At 72.8% G+C, this 19844-nt stretch carries 16 protein-coding genes; 9 read left to right on the plus strand and 7 right to left on the minus strand.

Annotated elements, in window-relative coordinates; all coding sequences use genetic code 11:
• Positions 1-38: 38 nt before the first annotated feature.
• The 4 genes from C6376_RS15085 to C6376_RS15100 all read left to right on the plus strand — a co-directional run bounded on the left by C6376_RS15085 (position 39) and on the right by C6376_RS15100 (position 6363).
• Positions 39-1646, plus strand: a complete 1608-nt coding sequence (locus C6376_RS15085) for a dynamin family protein (protein WP_107443894.1) — start codon at positions 39-41, stop codon at positions 1644-1646.
• A 3-nt stretch (positions 1647-1649) separates the two neighbouring features.
• A complete protein-coding gene (locus C6376_RS15090) occupies positions 1650-3761 on the plus strand; it encodes a YfjP family GTPase (protein ID WP_254075945.1) in 2112 nt (703 codons plus the stop codon).
• Positions 3762-4173: 412 nt separating this feature from the next.
• Positions 4174-4656: a single-stranded DNA-binding protein gene (locus tag C6376_RS15095; protein ID WP_107443895.1), complete on the plus strand. Its 483-nt coding sequence runs from the start codon at positions 4174-4176 to the stop codon at positions 4654-4656.
• 285 nt (positions 4657-4941) lie between these two features.
• Positions 4942-6363: a thioester domain-containing protein gene (locus C6376_RS15100; protein ID WP_107443896.1), complete on the plus strand. Its 1422-nt coding sequence runs from the start codon at positions 4942-4944 to the stop codon at positions 6361-6363.
• Positions 6364-6476: 113 nt separating this feature from the next.
• Here C6376_RS15100 and C6376_RS45205 read toward each other — a convergent pair whose 3' ends face one another.
• Complete coding sequence (locus C6376_RS45205; RefSeq protein ID WP_254075946.1) at positions 6477-6800, minus strand: hypothetical protein; 324 nt, start codon at positions 6798-6800, stop codon at positions 6477-6479.
• Between the two features lie 407 nt (positions 6801-7207).
• Between C6376_RS45205 and C6376_RS15110 the strand changes: the two genes are divergently transcribed.
• The 4 genes from C6376_RS15110 to C6376_RS15125 all read left to right on the plus strand — a co-directional run bounded on the left by C6376_RS15110 (position 7208) and on the right by C6376_RS15125 (position 10446).
• Positions 7208-7429, plus strand: a complete 222-nt coding sequence (locus C6376_RS15110; protein WP_057574844.1) for a hypothetical protein — start codon at positions 7208-7210, stop codon at positions 7427-7429.
• Positions 7430-7684: 255 nt separating this feature from the next.
• Complete coding sequence (gene ettA / locus C6376_RS15115) at positions 7685-9349, plus strand: energy-dependent translational throttle protein EttA (protein WP_107443897.1); 1665 nt, start codon at positions 7685-7687, stop codon at positions 9347-9349.
• Between the two features lie 6 nt (positions 9350-9355).
• Entirely contained in the window at positions 9356-9769 is a 414-nt protein-coding gene (locus tag C6376_RS15120; RefSeq protein ID WP_107443898.1) for a thioesterase family protein, read from the plus strand.
• Positions 9766-10446 carry a hypothetical protein gene (locus tag C6376_RS15125; RefSeq protein WP_107443899.1) on the plus strand — a complete coding sequence of 227 codons (681 nt, stop codon included), beginning with the start codon at positions 9766-9768 and terminating at the stop codon, positions 10444-10446. The genes C6376_RS15120 and C6376_RS15125 overlap by 4 nt, the downstream gene beginning before the upstream one ends.
• Positions 10447-10614: 168 nt before the next feature.
• On the opposite strand, the gene C6376_RS15130 is transcribed toward C6376_RS15125, so the two are convergent.
• Positions 10615-11028: a globin gene (locus tag C6376_RS15130; protein ID WP_107448976.1), complete on the minus strand. Its 414-nt coding sequence runs from the start codon at positions 11026-11028 to the stop codon at positions 10615-10617.
• An 85-nt stretch (positions 11029-11113) separates the two neighbouring features.
• Between C6376_RS15130 and C6376_RS15135 the strand changes: the two genes are divergently transcribed.
• Entirely contained in the window at positions 11114-12139 is a 1026-nt protein-coding gene (locus tag C6376_RS15135) for a methyltransferase domain-containing protein (RefSeq protein WP_107443900.1), read from the plus strand.
• Positions 12140-12221: 82 nt separating this feature from the next.
• Here the strand turns inward: C6376_RS15135 and C6376_RS43825 are convergent, their stop codons facing one another.
• The 5 genes from C6376_RS43825 to C6376_RS15155 all read right to left on the minus strand — a co-directional run bounded on the left by C6376_RS43825 (position 12222) and on the right by C6376_RS15155 (position 19843).
• Positions 12222-12395 (minus strand): hypothetical protein, encoded by a 174-nt coding sequence (locus C6376_RS43825; RefSeq protein WP_159083206.1) that lies wholly within the window; start codon positions 12393-12395, stop codon positions 12222-12224.
• A 29-nt stretch (positions 12396-12424) separates the two neighbouring features.
• Positions 12425-14158 (minus strand): FHA domain-containing protein, encoded by a 1734-nt coding sequence (locus C6376_RS15140; protein WP_107443901.1) that lies wholly within the window; start codon positions 14156-14158, stop codon positions 12425-12427.
• 66 nt (positions 14159-14224) lie between these two features.
• Positions 14225-15571 (minus strand): VWA domain-containing protein, encoded by a 1347-nt coding sequence (locus C6376_RS15145; RefSeq protein WP_107443902.1) that lies wholly within the window; start codon positions 15569-15571, stop codon positions 14225-14227.
• Positions 15572-15742: 171 nt separating this feature from the next.
• Positions 15743-17143, minus strand: a complete 1401-nt coding sequence (locus tag C6376_RS15150; RefSeq protein ID WP_107443903.1) for a PP2C family serine/threonine-protein phosphatase — start codon at positions 17141-17143, stop codon at positions 15743-15745.
• A gap of 3 nt (positions 17144-17146) precedes the next feature.
• Positions 17147-19843, minus strand: coding sequence for a serine/threonine-protein kinase (locus C6376_RS15155; RefSeq protein WP_107443904.1), 2697 nt, complete (start codon positions 19841-19843; stop codon positions 17147-17149).
• Between the last annotated feature and the right edge of the window lies 1 nt (position 19844).

Genomic DNA, 19844 nt, shown 5'->3' on the forward strand with positions numbered 1-19844 from the left:
TGCTTCATTAATCCCCTAAAATTGGGCATTCTTCGCGTGTGGTGACCTTGGACGTAAGGCCTCAGCTACTCGACGCACTCTCCGCCCTGCGCGACCGTGTCGCCGCCGCACGCTTCCCGCTGCCCCTGACAGGGGCCCCGCGCGCGCGTGCCAACCGCGACGAACTGCTAGCCCAGCTCGACGACTACCTGGTGCCGCGACTCCGGCAGCCCGACGCGCCCTTGCTGGCGGTGGTGGGCGGCTCCACCGGCGCCGGCAAGTCGACGCTCGTCAACTCCCTCGTGGGGCGGCGCGTCAGCGAGGCGGGCGTGTTGCGGCCGACGACACGGACCCCGGTGCTCGTGTGCCATCCGGAGGACCATCACTGGTTCAGCGGCATGCGGGTGCTGCCCGGCCTCGCCCGCACGTGGGCCTCTCGTCGGGAGTCGGCGGACGATCTGCTGCTCACCGGCGAGGACGGCAGACCCGTGCTGCGGATCGAGACCGCCGACACCCTCCCGCCCGGTCTCGCCCTTCTCGACGCGCCCGACATCGACTCGCTCGTCGCCGACAACCGCGTGCTCGCCGCCGAACTGATCTGCGCGGCCGACATCTGGGTGATGGTGACGACGGCCTCCCGCTACGCCGACGCCGTGCCCTGGCACCTGCTGCGCACCGCCAAGGAGTACGACGTCATGCTCGTGACCGTCCTCGACCGGGTGCCGCACCAGGTCGTCTCCGAGGTGTCCCGGCAGTACGGCGCTCTGCTCACCAAGGCCGGGCTGGGCGAGGTGCCGCGCTTCACGGTGCCCGAACTGCCCGAGTCGGCCTGGGGCGGCGGGCTTCTTCCGGCCACCGCCGTGGCGCAGCTGCGCGCCTGGCTCGTCCACCACGCCCAGGACCCGGCCGCCCGCAACCACGCCCTCGCCCGCACCGCCCACGGAGTCCTCGACTCCCTCAAGGCACGGATGCCCGAACTGGCCGGCGCCGCCGCCGCGCAGTACGCGGCGGCACTGCGGCTCACCTCGGCCGTCGAGGGGGCGTACGACAGCGAGCACACGCGCGTGCGGGGTCGTCTCCAGAGCGGCGCGGTCCTCGCCGGTGACGCGCTCAAGCGCTGGCGGGCCTTCCCGCTGGACTGCACCGCCGGTGAACTCCTCGACGCCCTGGTGGAGAGTTTCGCCGCGCTGCTGCTGTGCGCGGTCACCGCCGCCGACGAACGCGTCGACGAGGCCTGGCGCCGCGAACCGGCGTCACAGGCCGCGGCGCCAGCGGACCAAGACGCCTTCCCGGAGAGTGCCGAGCACCGCATCGGCCTCGCCGTCCGACGGTGGCGGCGCGAGCTGGAGGAGTACGCCGAGGACGAGGTACGCGGCCTGGAGCGGGGTGCCACGCCCGACCCGGAGTCGGTCGCCGCTCTCGTCGCCACGGCGCTGCTGGGCGGCCGCAGGGCGCGTTCCGCGGGCGAGGGGCTCGCCGAGCGGATCGGCGCGCACGGGGCGCTGCGGTTGCGCGACCGGGGCGGGCGGCTGCTCGCCGACCATCTCGACCGGGTCATGCACGCCGAACGCGAACGCCGGCTCGCCCCCCTCGACGGACTCGAAGTCCACCCCGAACCCCAGGCCGAACTCATTGCCGCGCTGTCCGTACTGCAGAAGGAGAGGTGACCGGTGACCGCCGTCACTGACCAGGACCACACGGACCACACGGACCGGACAGGCAACGCGGACCAGGAGGGGAAGGAGAATCCGGGGCACGAGAGCCACCAAACCCCCCAGAGCCACCGGGAGCACCAGGAGCACCAGGAGCGCGAGGACCGGCAGCGACACCAGGACGAGCGCGAAGTCCAGGAGTGCACCGAGAGCGCGGGGCCGGAGGGGAAGAGGCCGGAGGACGAGGGCGGCCTGTCCGACGAGGCGGACGCCTCGCCGCAGGAGCCGACCGGCCACGCGCGCGCGGCCGACAGCACCAAGGACGCCCTGCCGCGCCCGGACGCCGACCCGGCCCCGGATCCGTCCACCCGGGCTGCGTTCGCGCGGATGTCCCGTGCGGACGCCGAGGAGGGCTCGGCCGATGCCTGGGACGACGGTCTCATCGCCCGCCGTGTCGACGAGGCCGCCGCCGAGCAGGCGGCGGCCGACAAGGCGGCCCGGACCGGCGGAGGCGGCAGCGCCCTGCCCTCGACCCCGCTCGTCTACGACGCGCCGCTGCGCTCACGGTTGGAGGCGCTGCGCGAACTCGTGGGACTCTCCCGCACGCGTCTCGACAGCAGGACACTCGCCCAGGCCGGCCGGGTCCTGGACGAGGCTGCCGCCCGGCGCCGGCACTCCGGGCAGCACACCGTGGTCGCCCTCGCGGGCGCCACCGGCAGCGGCAAGTCACAGCTGTTCAACGCCCTCGCCGGCGTCACGATCTCGGAGACGGGCGTTCGGCGGCCGACCACGTCGTCGCCCATCGTGTGCAGCTGGAGCGACGGCGCGTCGTCCCTCATCGACCGGCTCGGCATCCCGGGCCGGCTGCGCAGACGGCCGGTGCAGAGCGCGGAGGCGGAGGCCCAGTTGCGCGGGCTCGTCCTGATCGACCTCCCCGACCACGACTCGGCCGCCGTGCAGCACCGTGAGCAGGTCGACCGGGTGCTGGCGCTGGTGGACGCCGTCATCTGGGTCGTCGACCCGGAGAAGTACGCCGACGCCGTCCTGCACGAACGGTATCTGCGGCCCATGGCCGGACACGCGGAGGTCATGTTCGTCGTCCTCAACCAGGTCGACCGGCTGCCCGGCGAGGCCGCCGAGCTGGTCCTCGACGACCTGCGGCGGCTGCTCGACGAGGACGGTGTCGCCCTCGGCGAGTACGGCGAACCGGGCGCCACCGTGCTCGCGCTGTCCGCGCTGACCGGTGACGGCGTCGGTGAACTGCGCGAAGCACTGGGCCAGTTCGTCGCGGAGCGTGGTGCCGCCGCCCGGCGCATCGGGGCCGACGTGGACGCCGCGGCCCGACGGCTGCGGTCCGTCTACGCCACCGGACGACGCATCGGGCTCAGCGAGCAGGCGCGGGACGAGTTCGCCGACCGGCTGGCGGACGCGGTGGGCGCCACAGCGGCGGGCGAGGCCGCCGAGCGCGCCTGGCTGCGCAACGCCAACCGCGCCTGCGGTACGCCCTGGCTGCGGTTGTGGCGGTGGCACCAGGACCGGCGCGAGCCTCCCACCGGGCGGTTGCCGGTCCGCGCCCAGGCCGACGAGGAGGCCACGGCACGGCAACGCGTCGAGCAGGCGGTGCGCACCGTGTCCGAACGGGCCTCGGCCGGGCTGCCGGTGCCCTGGGCGCAGGCCGTCCGGGAGGCGGCGGTACGCGGCGCGCAGGGACTGCCCGAGGCGCTGGACGACCTGGCGGCGCGGGCCGGGCTGCCGCCGGGACGACCGCCCCGGCCGGGCTGGTGGCCGGTCGCCGTCCTGGCGCAGGCGTCCATGACGCTCCTGCAGGTCGTCGGCGGACTGTGGCTGGTCGGGCAGATCGTCGGCGTGATGGCCCCCAACCTGGGGGTCCCGGTACTGCTGATGGTGTCCGGCATCATCGGCGGCCCGCTGGTCGAGTGGAGCTGCCGCATGGCGGCCCGGGGACCGGCCCGGCGGTACGGGCACGACGCGGAACGCCGACTGCGGGAGGCGGCGGCCGGCTGCGGACGGGCCCGGGTGCTGGATCCCGTGGCCGCGGAGCTGCTGCGCTACCGGGAGGTGCGGGAGCAGTACGCCAGGGTCACGGGGGCGGCGGCCGGCGCGGGGTGAAGAGGTGGGCGGTGGCCGGCGCGAGGTGAAGAGGCGCGCGGCGAGCGGGCTGTCGGCGAACGGGCCCGCGGTGGAGCGGTGGTGATGAACAGGGGGCGACAGGAGGTCGGGGGCCCTGATGCCCGCGCGACGGAGCGCATCCGCTGGGGGATCACGGGGCGCGCGCGGGTGCTGATCGCTCGTCCGGGCGGTGGAGTTTTCCACTGGCGGGCGGTCGTCCACAGTGCCCGGCGGGCCCGGCCCGACGGAGGCAGTCTGGCTTCGCGGCGGCCGCGACGGACGCGGTCGCCGCGAACGGCGCTGACGGCACACGGTGAAGACCACCGCGGCCGTCGCGGCGGACGCAGCCGTACGGGAGGGGCTCGTACGCGTGACCGGGCGGCGGGACCGTCCGGGCGAGGGAGGGGTTCGCATGAACGAGACGATGGTCTGCGCAGTGGGCAACGTGGCGACGCAGCCGGTCTACCGGGACCTGGCGGCGGGCGCGTCGGTGAGGTTCCGGCTGGCGGTGACCTCGCGCTACTGGGACCGGGAGAAGAGTGCCTGGACCGACGGCCACACCAACTTCTTCACCGTCTGGGCCAACCGGCAGCTGGCCCAGAACGCGATGGCCTCGCTGAACGTCGGGGACCCGGTGATCGTCCAGGGCAGGCTCAAGGTGCGCGCGGAGTCGTGCGAGGGGCAGCAGGGCCGGACCTCGGCGGACATCGACGCCGTGGCGATCGGCCACGACCTCGCACGGGGCACGTCGGCCTTCCGGCGGCAGGGCCGTGCCGAGCCCGCGACGGCGGGCCAGTCGTCACAGCCCGAGCCCGACTGGGAGACCCCGGTCGCCGGTGCGGCGGACGCGAAGTCGGACGGCGCCCGGCGTCGCGAGCCGGCGGCGGTGACCTGAGCGGGCCCCACGATCCGCAGTGCGGTGCGACGGTGACGGTCGGTCAACGGTGAGCTGTGGCATATCGACGCATCCGCACGGCGTAGCGAAGTGGACAGGTCGACATGGCGCGCTCGTGGTCGATCTTGGGGATAACGATTCCGAGTCGGATCGGTGATCCGACGAGATGACCGGTAAGCGCGGTGCGCGGCGTCTCTAGGATGCCGGACGTAGCTCACTGGGGCTTCTGATTCTGCTGGTGGGACCTGCCCCCACATCAACGGGTCCCGCTCGAAGGGGAATTGTGTGATTTCTTCGATCTCCGCGTTGTTCGCGCGCGGGCGGGGCCCGGTCCGTCTCGCGGCGGCGGCCATGGCGTCCGGCCTCGTCGCCGTCGGCCTGCTCGCCACTGCGGGCACTGCCGCCGCGGCAGAGGTGACGCAGAGTCAGGGCGGGGCCACTGCGACGATCGGCGGTCTCAAGACCTACGGCGCTGCCCTGGTCCACGCCAAGGGCGGGGACCAGGAGGTGTCGGCCGGCCTGTTCGAGATGTCCGTCGAAGGCGGCGGCACCCTGCAGACGTACTGCGTCGACCTCTACAACCCCACGCAGAGGGACGCCAAGTACCACGAGACGCCCTGGAGCGGCACGCTGTTGGCCGCCAACCCGAACGCGGGCCGCATCCGTTGGATCCTGCAGAACTCCTACCCCCAGGTGAACGATCTCGCCTCGCTCGCCGAGAAGGCCGGCATCGGCGGGGGCGGCCTCACCGAGCAGGACGCGGCCGCCGGCACCCAGGTGGCCATCTGGCGCTACTCGGACGGCGCGGCTGTCGACGCCGTCGACCCCCAGGCCGAGCGGCTCGCGGACTACCTGCAGAAGGCCGCACGGGTCGTCGCGGAGCCCACGGCGTCCCTCACCCTCGACGCGCCCGCCATTTCCGGCCGCCCGGGCGAGCTGCTCGGCCCGGTGACGGTCCACACCAACGCAACGAGCGCGACGGTGACGCCGCCGGTGGACGCCGCGACCAGCGGGGTGCGCGTCGTCGGCAAGGACGGCAGGCCGCTCACGGCCGTGTCGGACGGCAGCCAGTTGTTCTTCGACGTGCCCGCCGACACGGCCGCGGGCTCGGCAGAGTTGACCGTGCAGGCCTCCACCACCGTCCCGGTCGGCCGTGCCTTCACCTCCGACAGCCGCAGCCAGACCCAGATCCTGGCCGGCTCCAGTGAGTCCACGGTGTCGGCGACGGCGAGTGCCACCTGGGCCCGGAAGGGCGCCGTACCGGCACTGTCCGCGGCGAAGAACTGCGCGAAGGCCGGCGTGGACATCGCCGCCGCCAACCGGGGCGACGAGGCCTTCACCTTCGCGTTGATGGGTTTGCAGCACACCATCCCCGCCGGCGGGTCCCGAACGGTGACCATCCCGCTGCAGGAGGACCAGGCCTACGACTTCTCGATCGTCGGCCCCCGGGGCGACCAGAACAGATTCACCGGCGTTCTGGACTGCCGGACCCAGGCCGACGAGATCGCCGGCCTGACCACCCAGACCCTGAGCGAACCGAGCCCGGCCACGGTGGGCGGTGTCTCCGCCGCGAGCGACACCGACCTCGCCGCCACCGGTGGCAGCAGTGCCACCCCGCTCATCGCGGGTACGGCCATCGGCCTGGTGGTCATCGGCGGAGCGGCGCTCGTGTTCGTGGGGAGGAAGGAGAACGGCGCGCAGCGCTGACAGGACCGCCAGTACTGACGGAGCTGACGCCGGGCCTCATCGACTCGACCCACTCGACGGACTCGACAGAGCCGACGGACCCGACAGGGCCGGCCGGGTCGGCGGCCCCGGCATCAGGTCGGCGGGCGCAGCCTGTCGTACCCGAGGAAGGTGAGGACGCGTTCGCCCGGCCGCAACGGCCGGGACCGCCCGCGGAAGCGGTGCACGCCCACGGACCGGAACAGCTCCTCCTCGGTGATCCACTCGCCCTCGAAGCCCCGTTCCCCGAACCACCCGCGGATCAGCGGCACCCGGCCCGGGGCCTTGCGACTCCTGGTCCGGATCACCCGGCCTGCGGTCGCGCACAGCCGTGTGCACGCGTCGACGGTCCGTTCGATGTCCGGATCCGTGATGTTTCCGAATACCGCGCAGGGCAGCACGATGTCGGCGGGGGCCATCCCGGCGTAGTGATCGAGGAGCGAGGCGTCGGCGGGCGAGACCTGGACCTGTGCGAGACCGGCCGACCGGCCGAACGGACGGCCTCGCGGGCCGCGTCGACGTTGTTCCGATCAAGCTCCACCAGCCGCGTCCGCGCGGCTGCACGGCGCGGATGACCAGGCAGAACGTCCAGCGGATCGCGTCCCTGTCCCGCGCGGGCGCTCACCACCCGGGGCGGGCCGGGGGGAGAGCCGTCCAGCGCCGGCCGCACCCGTTCCCGCACCGTCCACAGCCGCCGGGCAGGCGGCGAATCCGGGGCGTCGTACCGGTCGTGCCACCTGTTCCGGTCCATCCGCGAGACCCTGGAAGACCCCCGACCGAGGACTCCAGCCGATTTCCACCCCGATCCAGGCGCATACTGAAGGCAATGACAAAACCTTCTGCACCGAAGCGTCACTTGCCCACCAGCCCCTTCAAGGCGCCGGCCACCCTCGTGCCCAAGCACTTTGCCGTGGGTGACCAGGTGACACACGACATGTACGGCCTCGGCCGAGTGATCGGCATCGAGGACGGGATCGCCGCGCTCGTGGATTTCGGCTCGGCACAAGAGCGGATCCTGAGCCCCTACGCCAAGATGACCAAGCTCTGACACCACACAAAACCGCACAGCACCACACGGCACCACGGGCGGCGTGCCGCGACAGAGCACTGCCGCGGCCGCCCGCCGACCACTGGCACCCGCTTGCCGATCAACGGCACCGCCGGCGCCCCGCTCCCGGGACCTCCCGGCGAAAACCCCAGATCAAAGCCCCCTGCCCGGACGGGTTTCCCCCGAGGGGTAGCCGTCCGGCAAGATGGGGTGTATCTGCCCACTGCCAGATTTCAAGCTGCCGGACGGTTTCTCTTGGCTGAGTACATCTACACCATGCGCAAGACGCGCAAGGCACACGGCGACAAGGTCATCCTTGACGACGTAACGCTGAGCTTCCTGCCCGGCGCGAAGATCGGTGTGGTCGGGCCGAACGGCGCCGGTAAGTCCACCGTTCTGAAGATCATGGCGGGACTGGAGCAGCCCTCCAACGGTGACGCGTTCCTGTCGCCCGGCTACAGCGTCGGGATGCTGCTGCAGGAGCCGCCGCTCGACGAGTCCAAGACCGTTCTGGAGAACGTGCAGGACGGCGCGGCTGAGATCATGGGCAAGCTCAGGCGCTTCAACGAGGTCGCCGAGCTGATGGCGACGGACTACTCCGACGCGCTGCTGGACGAGATGGGCAAGCTGCAGGAGGACCTCGACCACGCCAACGCGTGGGACCTGGACACCCAGCTCGAGCAGGCCATGGACGCCCTGGGCTGCCCGCCCGGCGACTGGCCCGTCACCAACCTCTCCGGCGGTGAGCGCCGCCGCGTCGCGCTGTGCAAGCTGCTGCTCGAGGCCCCCGACCTGCTGCTGCTCGACGAGCCCACCAACCACCTGGACGCCGAGTCCGTGCAGTGGCTGGAGCAGCACCTCGCGAAGTACCCCGGCACCGTCGTCGCCGTCACCCACGACCGGTACTTCCTCGACAACGTCGCGGGCTGGATTCTGGAGCTCGACCGCGGCCGGGCCATCGGTTACGAGGGCAACTACTCCACGTACCTGGAGACGAAGCAGAGCCGTCTCAAGGTCGAGGGGCAGAAGGACGCCAAGCGTGCCAAGCGTCTGAAGGAAGAGCTCGAGTGGGTGCGGTCGAACGCCAAGGGGCGTCAGGCCAAGTCCAAGGCGCGTCTCGCCCGGTACGAGGAGATGGCCGCCGAGGCCGACAAGATGCGGAAGCTGGACTTCGAGGAGATCCAGATTCCGCCGGGCCCGCGCCTGGGTTCCATCGTCGTCGAGGTCAACAACCTCTCCAAGGCATTCGGGGACAAGGTCCTCATCGACGACCTGAGCTTCACGCTGCCGCGTAACGGCATCGTCGGCGTCATCGGCCCGAACGGCGCCGGCAAGACGACCCTCTTCAAGATGATCCAGGGGTTCGAAGAGCCCGACTCCGGATCCATCAAGGTCGGCGACACCGTCAAGATCTCGTACGTCGACCAGAGCCGCGAGAACATCGACCCGAAGAAGTCGCTGTGGGCCGTGGTCTCCGACGAGCTCGACTACATCAACGTGGGTCAGGTGGAGATGCCGTCGCGCGCGTACGTCTCCGCCTTCGGCTTCAAGGGGCCCGACCAGCAGAAGCCGGCCGGTGTGCTCTCCGGCGGTGAGCGCAACCGCCTGAACCTCGCGCTCACTCTCAAGCAGGGCGGCAACCTGCTCCTTCTCGACGAGCCGACCAACGACCTCGACGTGGAGACGCTGTCCTCGCTGGAGAACGCGCTGCTGGAGTTCCCGGGTGCGGCCGTGGTCGTCTCCCACGACCGGTGGTTCCTGGACCGGGTCGCGACCCACATCCTCGCCTACGAGGGTGACTCCAGGTGGTTCTGGTTCGAGGGCAACTTCGAGTCGTACGAGAAGAACAAGATCGAGCGGCTGGGTGCGGATGCCGCGCGTCCGCACCGTGCCACCTACAAGAAGCTGACCCGGGACTGATCGATCTTGCGGCACATCTACCGCTGCCCGCTGCGCTGGGCGGACATGGACGCGTACGGCCACGTCAACAACGTGGTCTTCCTCCGCTACCTGGAGGAAGCCCGTATCGACTTCCTGTTCCGCCCGGACAAGGACTTCCAGCAGGGGTCCGTGGTGGCGCGCCACGAGATCGACTACAAGCGGCAGCTCGTCCACCGGCACATGCCCGTGGACATCGAGCTGTGGGTCACGGCCATCAGGGCGGCGTCCTTCACCATCTCCTACGAGGTGAAGGACGACGACGTGGTCTACGTGAGGGCCTCCACCGTCATCGTGCCGTTCGACTTCTCGACGCAACGGCCGCGCCGGATCACCGCCGAGGAGCGCCTCTTCCTCGAGGAGTACCAGGACGACGACGCCGATAAGGCCGTCGCCGCATGACGGTGCTCCACCTCGCCGACGAGGGGGAGGCCGCGGATCTCGCGGCCTTCCTCTCCCGCCTGCTCCACTACGACCGCGGAGCCGCGGTGCGGCTGCAGGCGGCCGGCACCGCGCTCGCCGTCTTCGGACGGCCGCCGTCCTTCGAGGTGCTCGCGATCCGTGCGGTCCGGCTCGCCAAGCCGTACGAGGACGGCCTCGACGTCACCCTGGACGTGACGGTGTCGGCGGGCGAACTGCTGGAGTCCGTGGCCGAGAGCGCCGCCACGGCCGGTGTCCCCGCCGCGGTCACCGGGCCGCCGTGGGCCGGCGTGCTGCCGCCGCGCGGCGGGTGGCGGCCGGAGGCGGGCCTGCCCGCGCCGGACGCGCTGCGGGCGGCGGTCGGTTCGGCCGTCGCCGAATTCCGGTCCCGCACCGAGGAGCTGGCGGCCGAACTGCGGACCCGGGCCGAACTCGACCGGATCGGACGGGAGATCTGGTCCCGGACGATCGGGGACACCGGGCTTCCCGTGCGAGCCGTACACGCGGCCCAGTCGCTCGGTTTCCTCCGGCCCGCGGCCGGACCGGAGGACCTGGCGCTGCTCTCGCTCGGCGCGTGGCTGCGGCTGCGCACCCCGTACGGGTCCGTCGCGGTACGGCGCGCGGGACGGCTGGGAACGCTCGACGTCAGCGTGCGCTGACGCCGTCGCGTTCCGACGCCGTCGTGTTCCGGCGTCGGCGTGTTCTCGTGTCGTCGTTCTCCGACGCCGTCGTGCGCTGATGTCGGCGTGTGCGCTGAGGCCTTCGCGTCCTTCGCGCTGGTGGCCTCGTGTGCTGTGCCGCAGTCGTGCCGTGCGACGCGTCGGCGTCTACTCCGGGGTGTTCACCATCGACGCCGCCGCGTACGTCAGGTACTTCCACAGTGTGTGCTCGTGCTCCTCCGACAGGCCGAGTTCGTCCACCGCGTCCCGCATGTGCTTCAGCCACGCGTCGTGCGCCGCCCGGTCCACGGCGAAGGGGGCGTGCCGCATGCGCAGCCGCGGGTGACCGCGCTGCTCGCTGTACGTCGTCGGGCCGCCCCAGTACTGCATGAGGAACAGCGCGAAGCGCTCCTCGGCCGGACCCAGGTCCTCCTCCGGATACATGGGCCGCAGCAGTGGGTCCTCGGCGACCCCCTGGTAGAAACGGTGGACCAGCCGGCGGAAGGTCTCCTCCCCGCCGACCTGCTCGTAGAAGGTCTGCTCCTGAAGCGTGCCGCGCCGAATCTCTGTCACGCCTCCCATGGTCTCAGACGGCGCGACGGAGGACTCGAGGCGTAGGACCACCCCGATGCTCGCTTCCGGGGGCCGCGCACCGCACAGTGGAGTCATGGGCGCCAACGATCCCGACCCCGCCGGTGTGGCCGGCCTCGCCGCCTCCGCGCGGGCGCTGCTGGTGCGGGAGATCGAGGCGAGCGGTGCGTTCGCCGCAGACCCGCGATGGCGGGAGGCCTTCGCGACGGTGCCGCGCCATCTCTTCGTGCCCTACTACTACGTCGCCGGCGCCGGCGGCTATGAGAGGCGCTGGGGCGAGAGTCCCGACCCGCGCACCAGGGAGCGCTGGATGCGCGGCGCGTACGAGGACGTCCCGCTGGCCACCCGGCTGCGCGACGGCGTGCTGCTCACGTCCAGCAGCCAGCCCTCGCTGATGGCGCTGATGCTGGCCGAGCTGGGGGTCGAGGACGGCGACCGGGTCCTGGAGATCGGCGCGGGCACGGGGTACAACGCCGCGCTGCTGTCGTACCGGCTCGGCGAGGAGAACGTCACCACTGTCGACCTGGATCCGGAGATCACCGAGTCTGCCCGCCGGCATCTCGCGGACGCCGGGTACCGGCCCGCCGTCGTCACCGGGGACGGGGCGCGGGGGGTCCCCGAACGCGCCCCCTTCGACCGGGTCATCGCGACCTGCACGCTGGCGTCGGTCCCGCGCGCCTGGCTCGCCCAGTGCGCCCCCGGGGCCCTGATCCTCGCGCCGCTCGCCACCGGGCTGATCGCCCTGACGGTCCGGGACGCCGGACACGCGGAGGGACGGTTCCTGCACACCCCGGCGTACTTCGTGCCGCTGCGCGGGACGGACCGGCCCGACCCGGAGCCGGTGAACCTCGCGGGGGTGCCGAGCCGGGCCAGGGAGAGCGACCGGTTCCGCTTCCTGCTGACCCTGACCCGGGAGGCCCTCGACCCGCAGGAGGCGTGCTCCCTCTGGGAGCGCGAGGGAATGCCGGGACGGGAGCGCTACGGAGTCACGGTCGGCGACGGACACGTGTGGGCGTGGCTCGACGATCCGGAGGGACCGTACGCATGGCCGCTGCCGGGTTCGTCGGGGCCCGACCCGGTCGAGCGCCGGCCCGGCCTCTAGAACGGGCGGAACGGCACGACGACAGGACCCGCAGAACGGCCCGCGGGACCTGCGGGAGGAGCCAGGACAGGACCAGCAGGACCTACGACAGGGCCGGCGGGACGTCCCGGACCACCGAGCCGTCCGGGACCTGCAGAACCGCCAGGACCTGCAGAGCTGCCAAGATCCGCAGAGCTGTCAAGATCCGCAGGACGTCCGGGGTCTTCAGGGCGTCCGGGACGGCCGAGCCGACCGGGGCCGGCCGGCCTGTGGTCATCCGGCCCGGCCGGCCGCTGGGAGCCGCTGTCAGCCGCGGCGGACGGTGATCGTCGTCCAGGCGCCCACGTGGACCTGGTCGCCGTCCTGCAGAGGCACCGGGACGAACGGCTGGATCGGCTCCTCCGAGCCGTTGACCGTCGTACCGTTCGTCGAGTTCTGGTCGACGACGGCCCAGCTGCCGTCGGGCTGCTGGACCAGCACCGCGTGCTGGTGCGAGACGCCCGGGTCCTCCGGCGGCACCGACAGGTCTATGTCGGGGGTCTCGCCGGTGGAATGGCGGCGGCGGCCGATGGTGATCTGGTTGCCGGTGAGCGTGCGCTGCTGCTCGGGCGAGTACGCGGGCAGGTTCAGGCCCGCGGCCTCGGGACCCGAGCGGTGCATCATCGCCATGAAGTACGAGCGGTCCGGGCCGATGGTCGCCGTCCAGGTCGCCGGCTGCTGTGGGAACGCGGGGTTGGGCGGGGGCGGGGCCTGGGTGGCGCCCGTCTGCGGGTAGCCGTAGCCGCCCTGGGGCGCGCCCTGCCTGGGGTCCCCCTGACCGGGGCCCGTGTGCGACGGCGGGGAGATCACCCAGTCGTCGTCACCGCCGCCGAAGGGCCGGCCGACGGGCTGCTGCCGGCCGGTCTCCTGCGGGTAGCCGGGCGGGGACGGCGGGCCGGACGGCTGGTAGGCCTGCTGAACCCCGGGGCCTCCGGGGCCGCCCTGGCCGCCGTGACCTTGGGGGCCGCCCTGGCCCGGGAAGCCGGGACCTGCCGTGGGCGTGGGCCCGGGAGAGCCCGGCCGCGAGGGCTCGCCGCCGAAGCCCGAGGGACCGCCCTCACCAGGGCGGCCCGGGCCGGGCGGACGGCCGCCGGGTCCGGACGGCTCGCGTCCGAAGGGGTCGCCGGACGGACCGGACGGCTCACGTCCGAAGGGATCGGCGGACTGCCCGCCCTGCTCACGCCGGTAGGGGTCCGAGGGCGGGCCCGAAGGCTGCCCGAAGGGATCGCCGGCCGGGCCGGGAGGGCGGCCGCCGGGTCCGGAGGGCTCACGACCGAAGGGGTCGCCGCCCGGAGCGGTGGGGGGGCCTCCGAAGGCACCCGCCGGGGGACCGCCGGCCGGACCGGAGGCACCACCGGGTCTGCCCGGAGCACCGGGGCCGCCGGGGCCGCCCGGCTCGCGTCCGAAGGGTCCGCCGGCCTGTCCCGCGGGACCGCCCACGCCGCCGGGACCGCTCTGCCGCCCCGACGGGTCGCCGCCGAACGGCGGGCCCGGCGGAATCGGTTCGGCGGGACGGTTCACCTGCGACGGACGGGAACCCTGGTACTCGAAGGAATCACTGCCTCCGTAGGACGGCGGCGGTGGCTGGAACCGCCCGTCCGGACCCGGGCCACCCGGACCCGGCCCGCCGGGACCCATGTGACCGGGGCCGCCGGGGCCGCCCGGGCCGGGGGCCGGCGTGCGCGGGGCGGCCGGGGTGTACGAGGTCGCCGTGTTGGTGAGGAAGTTCCACCGGCACTCCTCGCAGAACGGCGCGCCGCCCTCCCGGGGCGTGCGGCACTGCGGGCAGAGCTCGGGTTCGTGGCCGGGCCCCGAGGCATGGGGGCGCCCGCCGGGCCGCCCGCCGCCCTGGCCGGGCGGGGGCGGCGGGAAGCCGTAGCCGCCGCCTGCGGCGGGGGGCGGTGGGGGCGGGGGCGGAGGTACGGCACCGGCCATGCGGTGACCGCAGACCTCGCACCAGTCGTCGGAACCCGACTGGTGTCCGTTCGGGCAGGTCGGCATGTCGGCGCGTCCCCCTCTCTTCTTCGGTGTCCCGGAAGCCTTCGGTGTCCCAGAAGCTCGTTCAGGTCACTTCTTTACACGAACAGTCTTTGTGGACCGGGTCTCGAGCGTCATCTCGTCGGCGTCCGCGACCTTGGCCTTCAGTCGCACAGTACCCGTCGTGGCATCGACCACGTCCACCACCTTCGCAAGCAGTTTCGCAGTATCCGCGTTCCCCGAGACGCTGGCGAGCTGGACCGCGCGACCCAGTTTGGCCGTCGCTCCGTCCATGTCTCCCGATTTGCGGAGGTCGAGCCCCTGTTGGATGACCTGTGCCAGTTCGGCCTGGCCGGTGTAGTGGGCGACCTGAGGGTTGATCGACGTGGAGGCGGCCATGTCGTCGGTCCAGACGGCCTTCACGAGCCCCTGTGCGCCCAGGTTCCGGACACTGCCCCCGGGCTCCGGGATCACCAGCGAGACCCGTGCGGCGAGCATCTCCTGGCCGACGTTCGCCGCCGGGACCTCGACGCACACGTGGTAGTCACGGGACTCGTCGCCCCAGGAACCGGTGGGGTAGTCGCCCGCGCGCGGGCCCGCCTCCGTGCGGCGTCCGGTCAGCTCCTCGACCGTCGGGGCGACCTGCTTGACGAACTTGACGGCGGTGCCGACCGGGGTCCAGAGCCGCAGCGCGACGTCCGCGACCTCCTTGCCCATCGCCGTCTCCATCATCTGCGTGAAGTCGGCGGCGAGGCCGGCCGGGTCGGCGACGATGTCGGCGGTGCCGAGCAGGGCCGACGCGATCCCTGTGACTTCTTTCACTTCCCAGTCGGTGCCCACGCCGCGCGCGTCACAGGTGAAACGTCCGGCGCAGTCGTCGAGGGCGGCTTTGAGGTCCTGCGGCGACTCGTGCTCGTTGCGGCCGTCGGTCAGCAGGATGCCGTGCCGGATGGCGACGTCCGCCGTGGACAGCAGCCGGTCGGCCAGCCGCAGCCAGGTGCCGATCGCGGTGCCGCCGCCCGCGCTGAGCCGGCGCAGCGCCTGCTTCGCCTGCGCGCGGGTGGTCGCGTCGGCGACCGCGAGCCGGCCCCCGCCGGGGTAGACCTCCCTGGCGACGTGCGTGCCGTCGATCACCGAGAAGTGCACCCCGTCGCGCAGGGTGTCGACGGCGGCGGCGGTGGCGTCGCGGGCGTTGCGCATCTTGGTCGGCGGGTAGTCCATCGAGCCGGAGCAGTCCACCATGATCGCCACCGCGGCCGACGGGCCCTGGCCCGGCGAGTAGAGGTGCGGCGCGGCCGCCGCGCCGCCCACCGTGCCGCCGCCGGTGGCGGTGACCGTCACGATCGCGTTGACCTCGCGGCCGCCCTCCGGCAGGTACTCGTTCTGGTAGACGTCCACCGAGAACTGCGGCACGTTCGACTTCGAGAAATTGGCCATGTCTACTCAAATCCCCCTAGGAAACCCCACGTCGGCAGGGCGATGTCTGGGCGCGGACCGGTCCCCTCCGGTCCGCAGGCGTGCTTCCCCGTGGTTGCCGTGATCACCGTGAATCCCGGGGTTCGCGTGATGCCCGTGATTCCCGGGTTTTCCGTAGTTCGTTCTGCGGCCTCAGGCCGATCCTGCCCCCTGCGCGGGGGCGGGGAACGGCACGACGGCCACTGTTACGTTGTCGTGGCCCCCGCCGTCCAGGGCGTGGCCGACCAGTACGCGTGCGCTGTGCAGCGGCCGGGCCGAGGCGTCCGGCGGAACGACGCCCGCCATCTCCTGAGCGGCCTCCGCGTAGTTCCACAGGCCGTCCGTGCACACCACCACCACACCGGGGCGGTCCGGCTTGAAGGAAGCCGTGTGCGGCTCCAGTTCGTAGGCGTCGGCGCCGAGCCAGCCGGTGATCGCGTGGGCACGCTCGTCGGCGTAGGCCTCGGCCTCGTTCATCAGGCCCGCGGCGACCATCTGCGCGGCCCACGAGTCGTCCTCGGTGAGGCGGGCCGGCGGTGAACTGCGGTCCGCCGGGACCCAGTAGGCACGGCTGTCGCCGACCCACCCGACGACCAGCAGCCCGGCGGTGACCACCGAGCCCACCAGGGTGCAGGCGGGGGCGTTCTGGTGGGGGGCGTGCTCGCGGGCCGTGGCGGGCTCCTCGGCCAGCGCGTTGACCGCGTGCGAGGCGGCGACGATCGCCTCGTGCATGGCCTGCTGGGGGTGCGTGCCCCGCGGCAGGACGGCCAGCAGTGTCTCCCTCGCCGCCTTCGACGCGGCGAGGGAGGCGTCGTCCGGGCGGGTGGCGGAGGACACGCCGTCGCAGACGATGGCCACGAGCGCCGGCGAGCCGTCGGGCAGAGCGGTGCAGCCGAGACCGAAGGCGTCCTCGTTGCGGTGGTGGCGCAGACCGCGGTCGCTGACGGCGGCGATCGGGCCCGACTCCAGTTCCATGTGGTCGCGTTCGCGCGGCTGGGCATGGCCGCAGTTCTCGCAGTACCCGTCGTCGTCGACCCGGCCCGCACGACAGGCCACGCACACCTTCGCGCTCTCCGCCACCACGGCGGCCTCGGCCGCGACCCGCGGGTCCGGCGCCTGCAAGGCGTACTCGTCAGGCTCCGCCGCGGGACGGTCGAACCGGACACCGCAGACGTCACCGACCCCGGGGGCGCCGGAAACACCGGAGCCGGCGAAAGCACCGGAGCCGGCAGAAACACCGGAAACGCCGGGAGCGGTCAGGGTACCCGGAACGCCGGGCGCACCGGGCGCACCGGGAACGCCCGGAGCCGTAGCGGTCCCGGGGGGCGGTTCCTGGGCCCGCCGGGCCTCCCGTGCCTCATGGACTGCGCCGCCGGTCTCCGGGGGAGCCGGCAGGGCCGAGCCGTTCATCGTCAGGGTCGGGTGGTCGTCCGGGCTCGGCGGTACGACGGACAGGTCGTATCCGCACGCACCGCAGAAACGGTCACCCGCGTCGAGCGGCTCCGCGCAGCTCGGACACGTCGGCAGGGCGGCCTGCCGGGGCATCTGCGACATCAACTACACCCACGTCCGGGGGCGGTAACGATTGGCACGTTCCACCAGGTCGACTCTCTCCTCACCGCCGGTCGCCAGCCGGGCCAGCGTGCGGTACGAGCGCTCCAGTCCGAAGCGCAGCCCCCGTTCGTCCAGTTGACTGCCGAGCAGCACCCGGGCGGCCGGTCCCGCGCCCTGGCCACCGGAGAGTATCCAGTCGAGGGCGCAGCCGAGGACTTCGGCGGACAGTTGCTCGCGCCGTGTCGGGTCCAGACCGTACGCGTCCAGCGCCTCGACCTGGGCCGCGGCGGCGGTGAGATCCTCCAGGAAGGGTACGTCGGCGGCGGTTGCGGTCCGCTGCCGGAGCCTCGCGCGCACGGCGGCCACCCGGGCCGCGGTGTAGTGGATGGAGGACTCGGGCACCGACTCCAGCGTCCGTACGGCGCCGGCGCGGTCGCCGGCCGCGAGTTGCACGCGGGCCAGGCCGAAGGCGGAGCTCACATAGCTCGGGTCGGTCGACCACACCAGCCGGTAGTACTCGGCGGCGTTGTCCAGCTGCCCCAGCACCTCCGCGCACAGGCCGAGCGCCAGCTTCGGCGTGGTCTCGCCGGGGAAGGCGTCGTAGATCGCGTCGAAGGCCAGCGCGGCGCCCTCGTGGTCACCGGTGACCAGCGAGGCCATGCCCCGGTACCAGACCACCCGCCAGTCGTCGGGCCGTTCGCCCTCCAGTTTCGACAGTGCCATGAGGGCCGCCTGGTGGTCGCCGTTCTCCAGCCAGGCGCGGATCTGGCGCAGCCGGGTCTCCACCGACGGCGCCGGCGCGGCCGCGAGAGCCGTGATCAGTTCGGCCGGCGCGGACGCCAGCAGACCCGCAAGGAAACCCGCGTTGGGGTCGGTGGGGTCGACATGGGGAGCGGGCAGCGCGAGGGCCGCGGCGGGCGCGGGAACGGCCCGGACGAGACCTGGGGCGACCGGCGTGGCCAGAACGGCGGGCGCGGTCGCACCGCCGGCGCCCGGCAGTGCGCCGCCGGCCGCGACGGGGGACGTGGTGCCCGCGAGAGCGAGAGCGAGAGCGGGTGCGGGTGCGGCGCCGCCCGGCAGCGCGGAGGGCGAACCGGCCGTCGCGGCGGGAGCGGCGGCGAGGGCGGCCGTGCGGCCGGCGCCGCCGGCCGGCGCCGTCGCTGAGCGTGCACCTCCGAACAGCCCCCGGGACGTGACGGCGACGCGCGCGCCCAGCCGCGACACCTCCCCGTCCAGTTTCGGGAACAGCTCGGTGTCCGTGACCTTGACCTCCGGGCCGAACAGCGTCGACAGCGCGGGCCGCGCCCGGCCGCTCTGCAGGGAGACGACCTCGCGCAGCACGCCCGTCAGCTGCTCCGCCATCTCCTGGGCGGAGGCGAACCTGCGGTCCGGATCGGGGTCGGTGGCGCGGACCAGGAACCGGTAGAAGGACTCGTACTGCCGGAAGACCTCGATGTTGTCGGGGTCGGGCAGCGAGTCCACGAAGACGGTCGTGTAGCCCTGGAAGTCGAAGGTCAGGACGGCGAGCGTGCGGCCCACCGTGTACAGGTCGGAAGCGACCGAGGGGCCGACCTCGGCGACCTCCGGCGCCTGGTAGCCGATGGTGCCGTAGATGGCCGACTCGTCGTCGTCCATACGTCTGACCGCGCCCATGTCGATCAGCTTGAGCTCGTCCTGGCTCTGGATCGCGTTGTCGACCTTGAAGTCGCAGTACAGCAGGTTGCGGCTGTGCAGATGACCGAGCGCCTCGAGCGCCTCGATGCCGTACGCGCAGGCCTGCTCGACGGGGAGCGGATCCCGCTTGCCCTGGGGGGTGCGGCGGTCGTTGGCGATCTCCTTGAGGGACTTGCCGCCGATGTACTCCATGACGATGTAGCCGTCGAGGGAGCCGGTGCGCTGGTCGAGGTGCTCGACGAAGCTGTAGATCCGCACGATGCTGGCGTGCTCGATCTCGGCGAGGAAGCGCCGCTCGGAGATCGCCGCGGCCATCGCGTCCTGGTCGCCGGTGTCCAGCAGGCCCTTCAGGACGACCCACCGGTCGCCCACCGGGCGGTCGATGGCCAGGTAGATCCAGCCGAGCCCGCCGTGTGCGAGGCAGCCGACGACCTCGTACTGGCCGTGCACGACGTCGCCGGCCTTCAGCTTCGGCGCGAAGGAGTACGGGTGGCCGCACTTGGTGCAGAAGCCCTCCGTGCGCCCCTCCCGCTCGCCGCGTGAACGGCCCACCGGGGCACCGCAGTCGGAGCGCGAGCAGAACCGCTTGCGCTCGGGCACCTCGGGGTTGTCCAGCACCATCGAGCGCGGGTCCGGCTTCGGCACCTGCGGCACCATGACCAGACCGGCGCCCAGCCGGGCCCGCCCGGAGGAGCTCGACGTCGAGCCGGAACTGCGCACCGACACCGACCGGCCCGTCGACGTGCCGGAGAGCGAGCGCGACAGCCGCCCGGACACCGAGCGGCGGGACTTCGCCGACTGCGACGTCGTACGCGCGCTGGTACGTGAACTGGAGCTGCCCGAAGAGCCCTTGCCGCCGGTCACCCCGGTCGGCGGCGAGCCCACCAGGCCTCCCTCGGCGGCGGGGCCCCCGACCGACACGACGGGGGCCAGACCGCAGGTGTCGCAGTACAGCTCGCCGCCGCCCACGTCCTCGTACGACCCCTCGCAGCCCGGCCGCTGACACGCCTGCCCTGCCTGACTCATG

Origin of the sequence: Streptomyces sp. P3, from assembly GCF_003032475.1 — a bacterium.
In the GTDB taxonomy this organism is placed as follows: Bacteria; Actinomycetota; Actinomycetes; order Streptomycetales; family Streptomycetaceae; genus Streptomyces.

Excerpts from the sequence above, each read along its gene's own strand:
- C6376_RS15095 (WP_107443895.1), top strand. The coding sequence starts at position 4,174 with ATGAACGAGACGATGGTCTGCGCAGTGGGCAACGTGGCGACGCAGCCG.
- C6376_RS45205 (WP_254075946.1), bottom strand. The coding sequence starts at position 6,800 with ATGGCCCCCGCCGACATCGTGCTGCCCTGCGCGGTATTCGGAAACATC.
- C6376_RS15110 (WP_057574844.1), top strand. The coding sequence starts at position 7,208 with ATGACAAAACCTTCTGCACCGAAGCGTCACTTGCCCACCAGCCCCTTC.
- C6376_RS15125 (WP_107443899.1), top strand. The coding sequence starts at position 9,766 with ATGACGGTGCTCCACCTCGCCGACGAGGGGGAGGCCGCGGATCTCGCG.
- C6376_RS15130 (WP_107448976.1), bottom strand. The coding sequence starts at position 11,028 with ATGGGAGGCGTGACAGAGATTCGGCGCGGCACGCTTCAGGAGCAGACC.
- C6376_RS15135 (WP_107443900.1), top strand. The coding sequence starts at position 11,114 with ATGGGCGCCAACGATCCCGACCCCGCCGGTGTGGCCGGCCTCGCCGCC.
- C6376_RS43825 (WP_159083206.1), bottom strand. The coding sequence starts at position 12,395 with ATGACCACAGGCCGGCCGGCCCCGGTCGGCTCGGCCGTCCCGGACGCC.
- C6376_RS15140 (WP_107443901.1), bottom strand. The coding sequence starts at position 14,158 with ATGCCGACCTGCCCGAACGGACACCAGTCGGGTTCCGACGACTGGTGC.
- C6376_RS15145 (WP_107443902.1), bottom strand. The coding sequence starts at position 15,571 with ATGGCCAATTTCTCGAAGTCGAACGTGCCGCAGTTCTCGGTGGACGTC.
- C6376_RS15150 (WP_107443903.1), bottom strand. The coding sequence starts at position 17,143 with ATGTCGCAGATGCCCCGGCAGGCCGCCCTGCCGACGTGTCCGAGCTGC.
- C6376_RS15155 (WP_107443904.1), bottom strand. The coding sequence starts at position 19,843 with ATGAGTCAGGCAGGGCAGGCGTGTCAGCGGCCGGGCTGCGAGGGGTCG.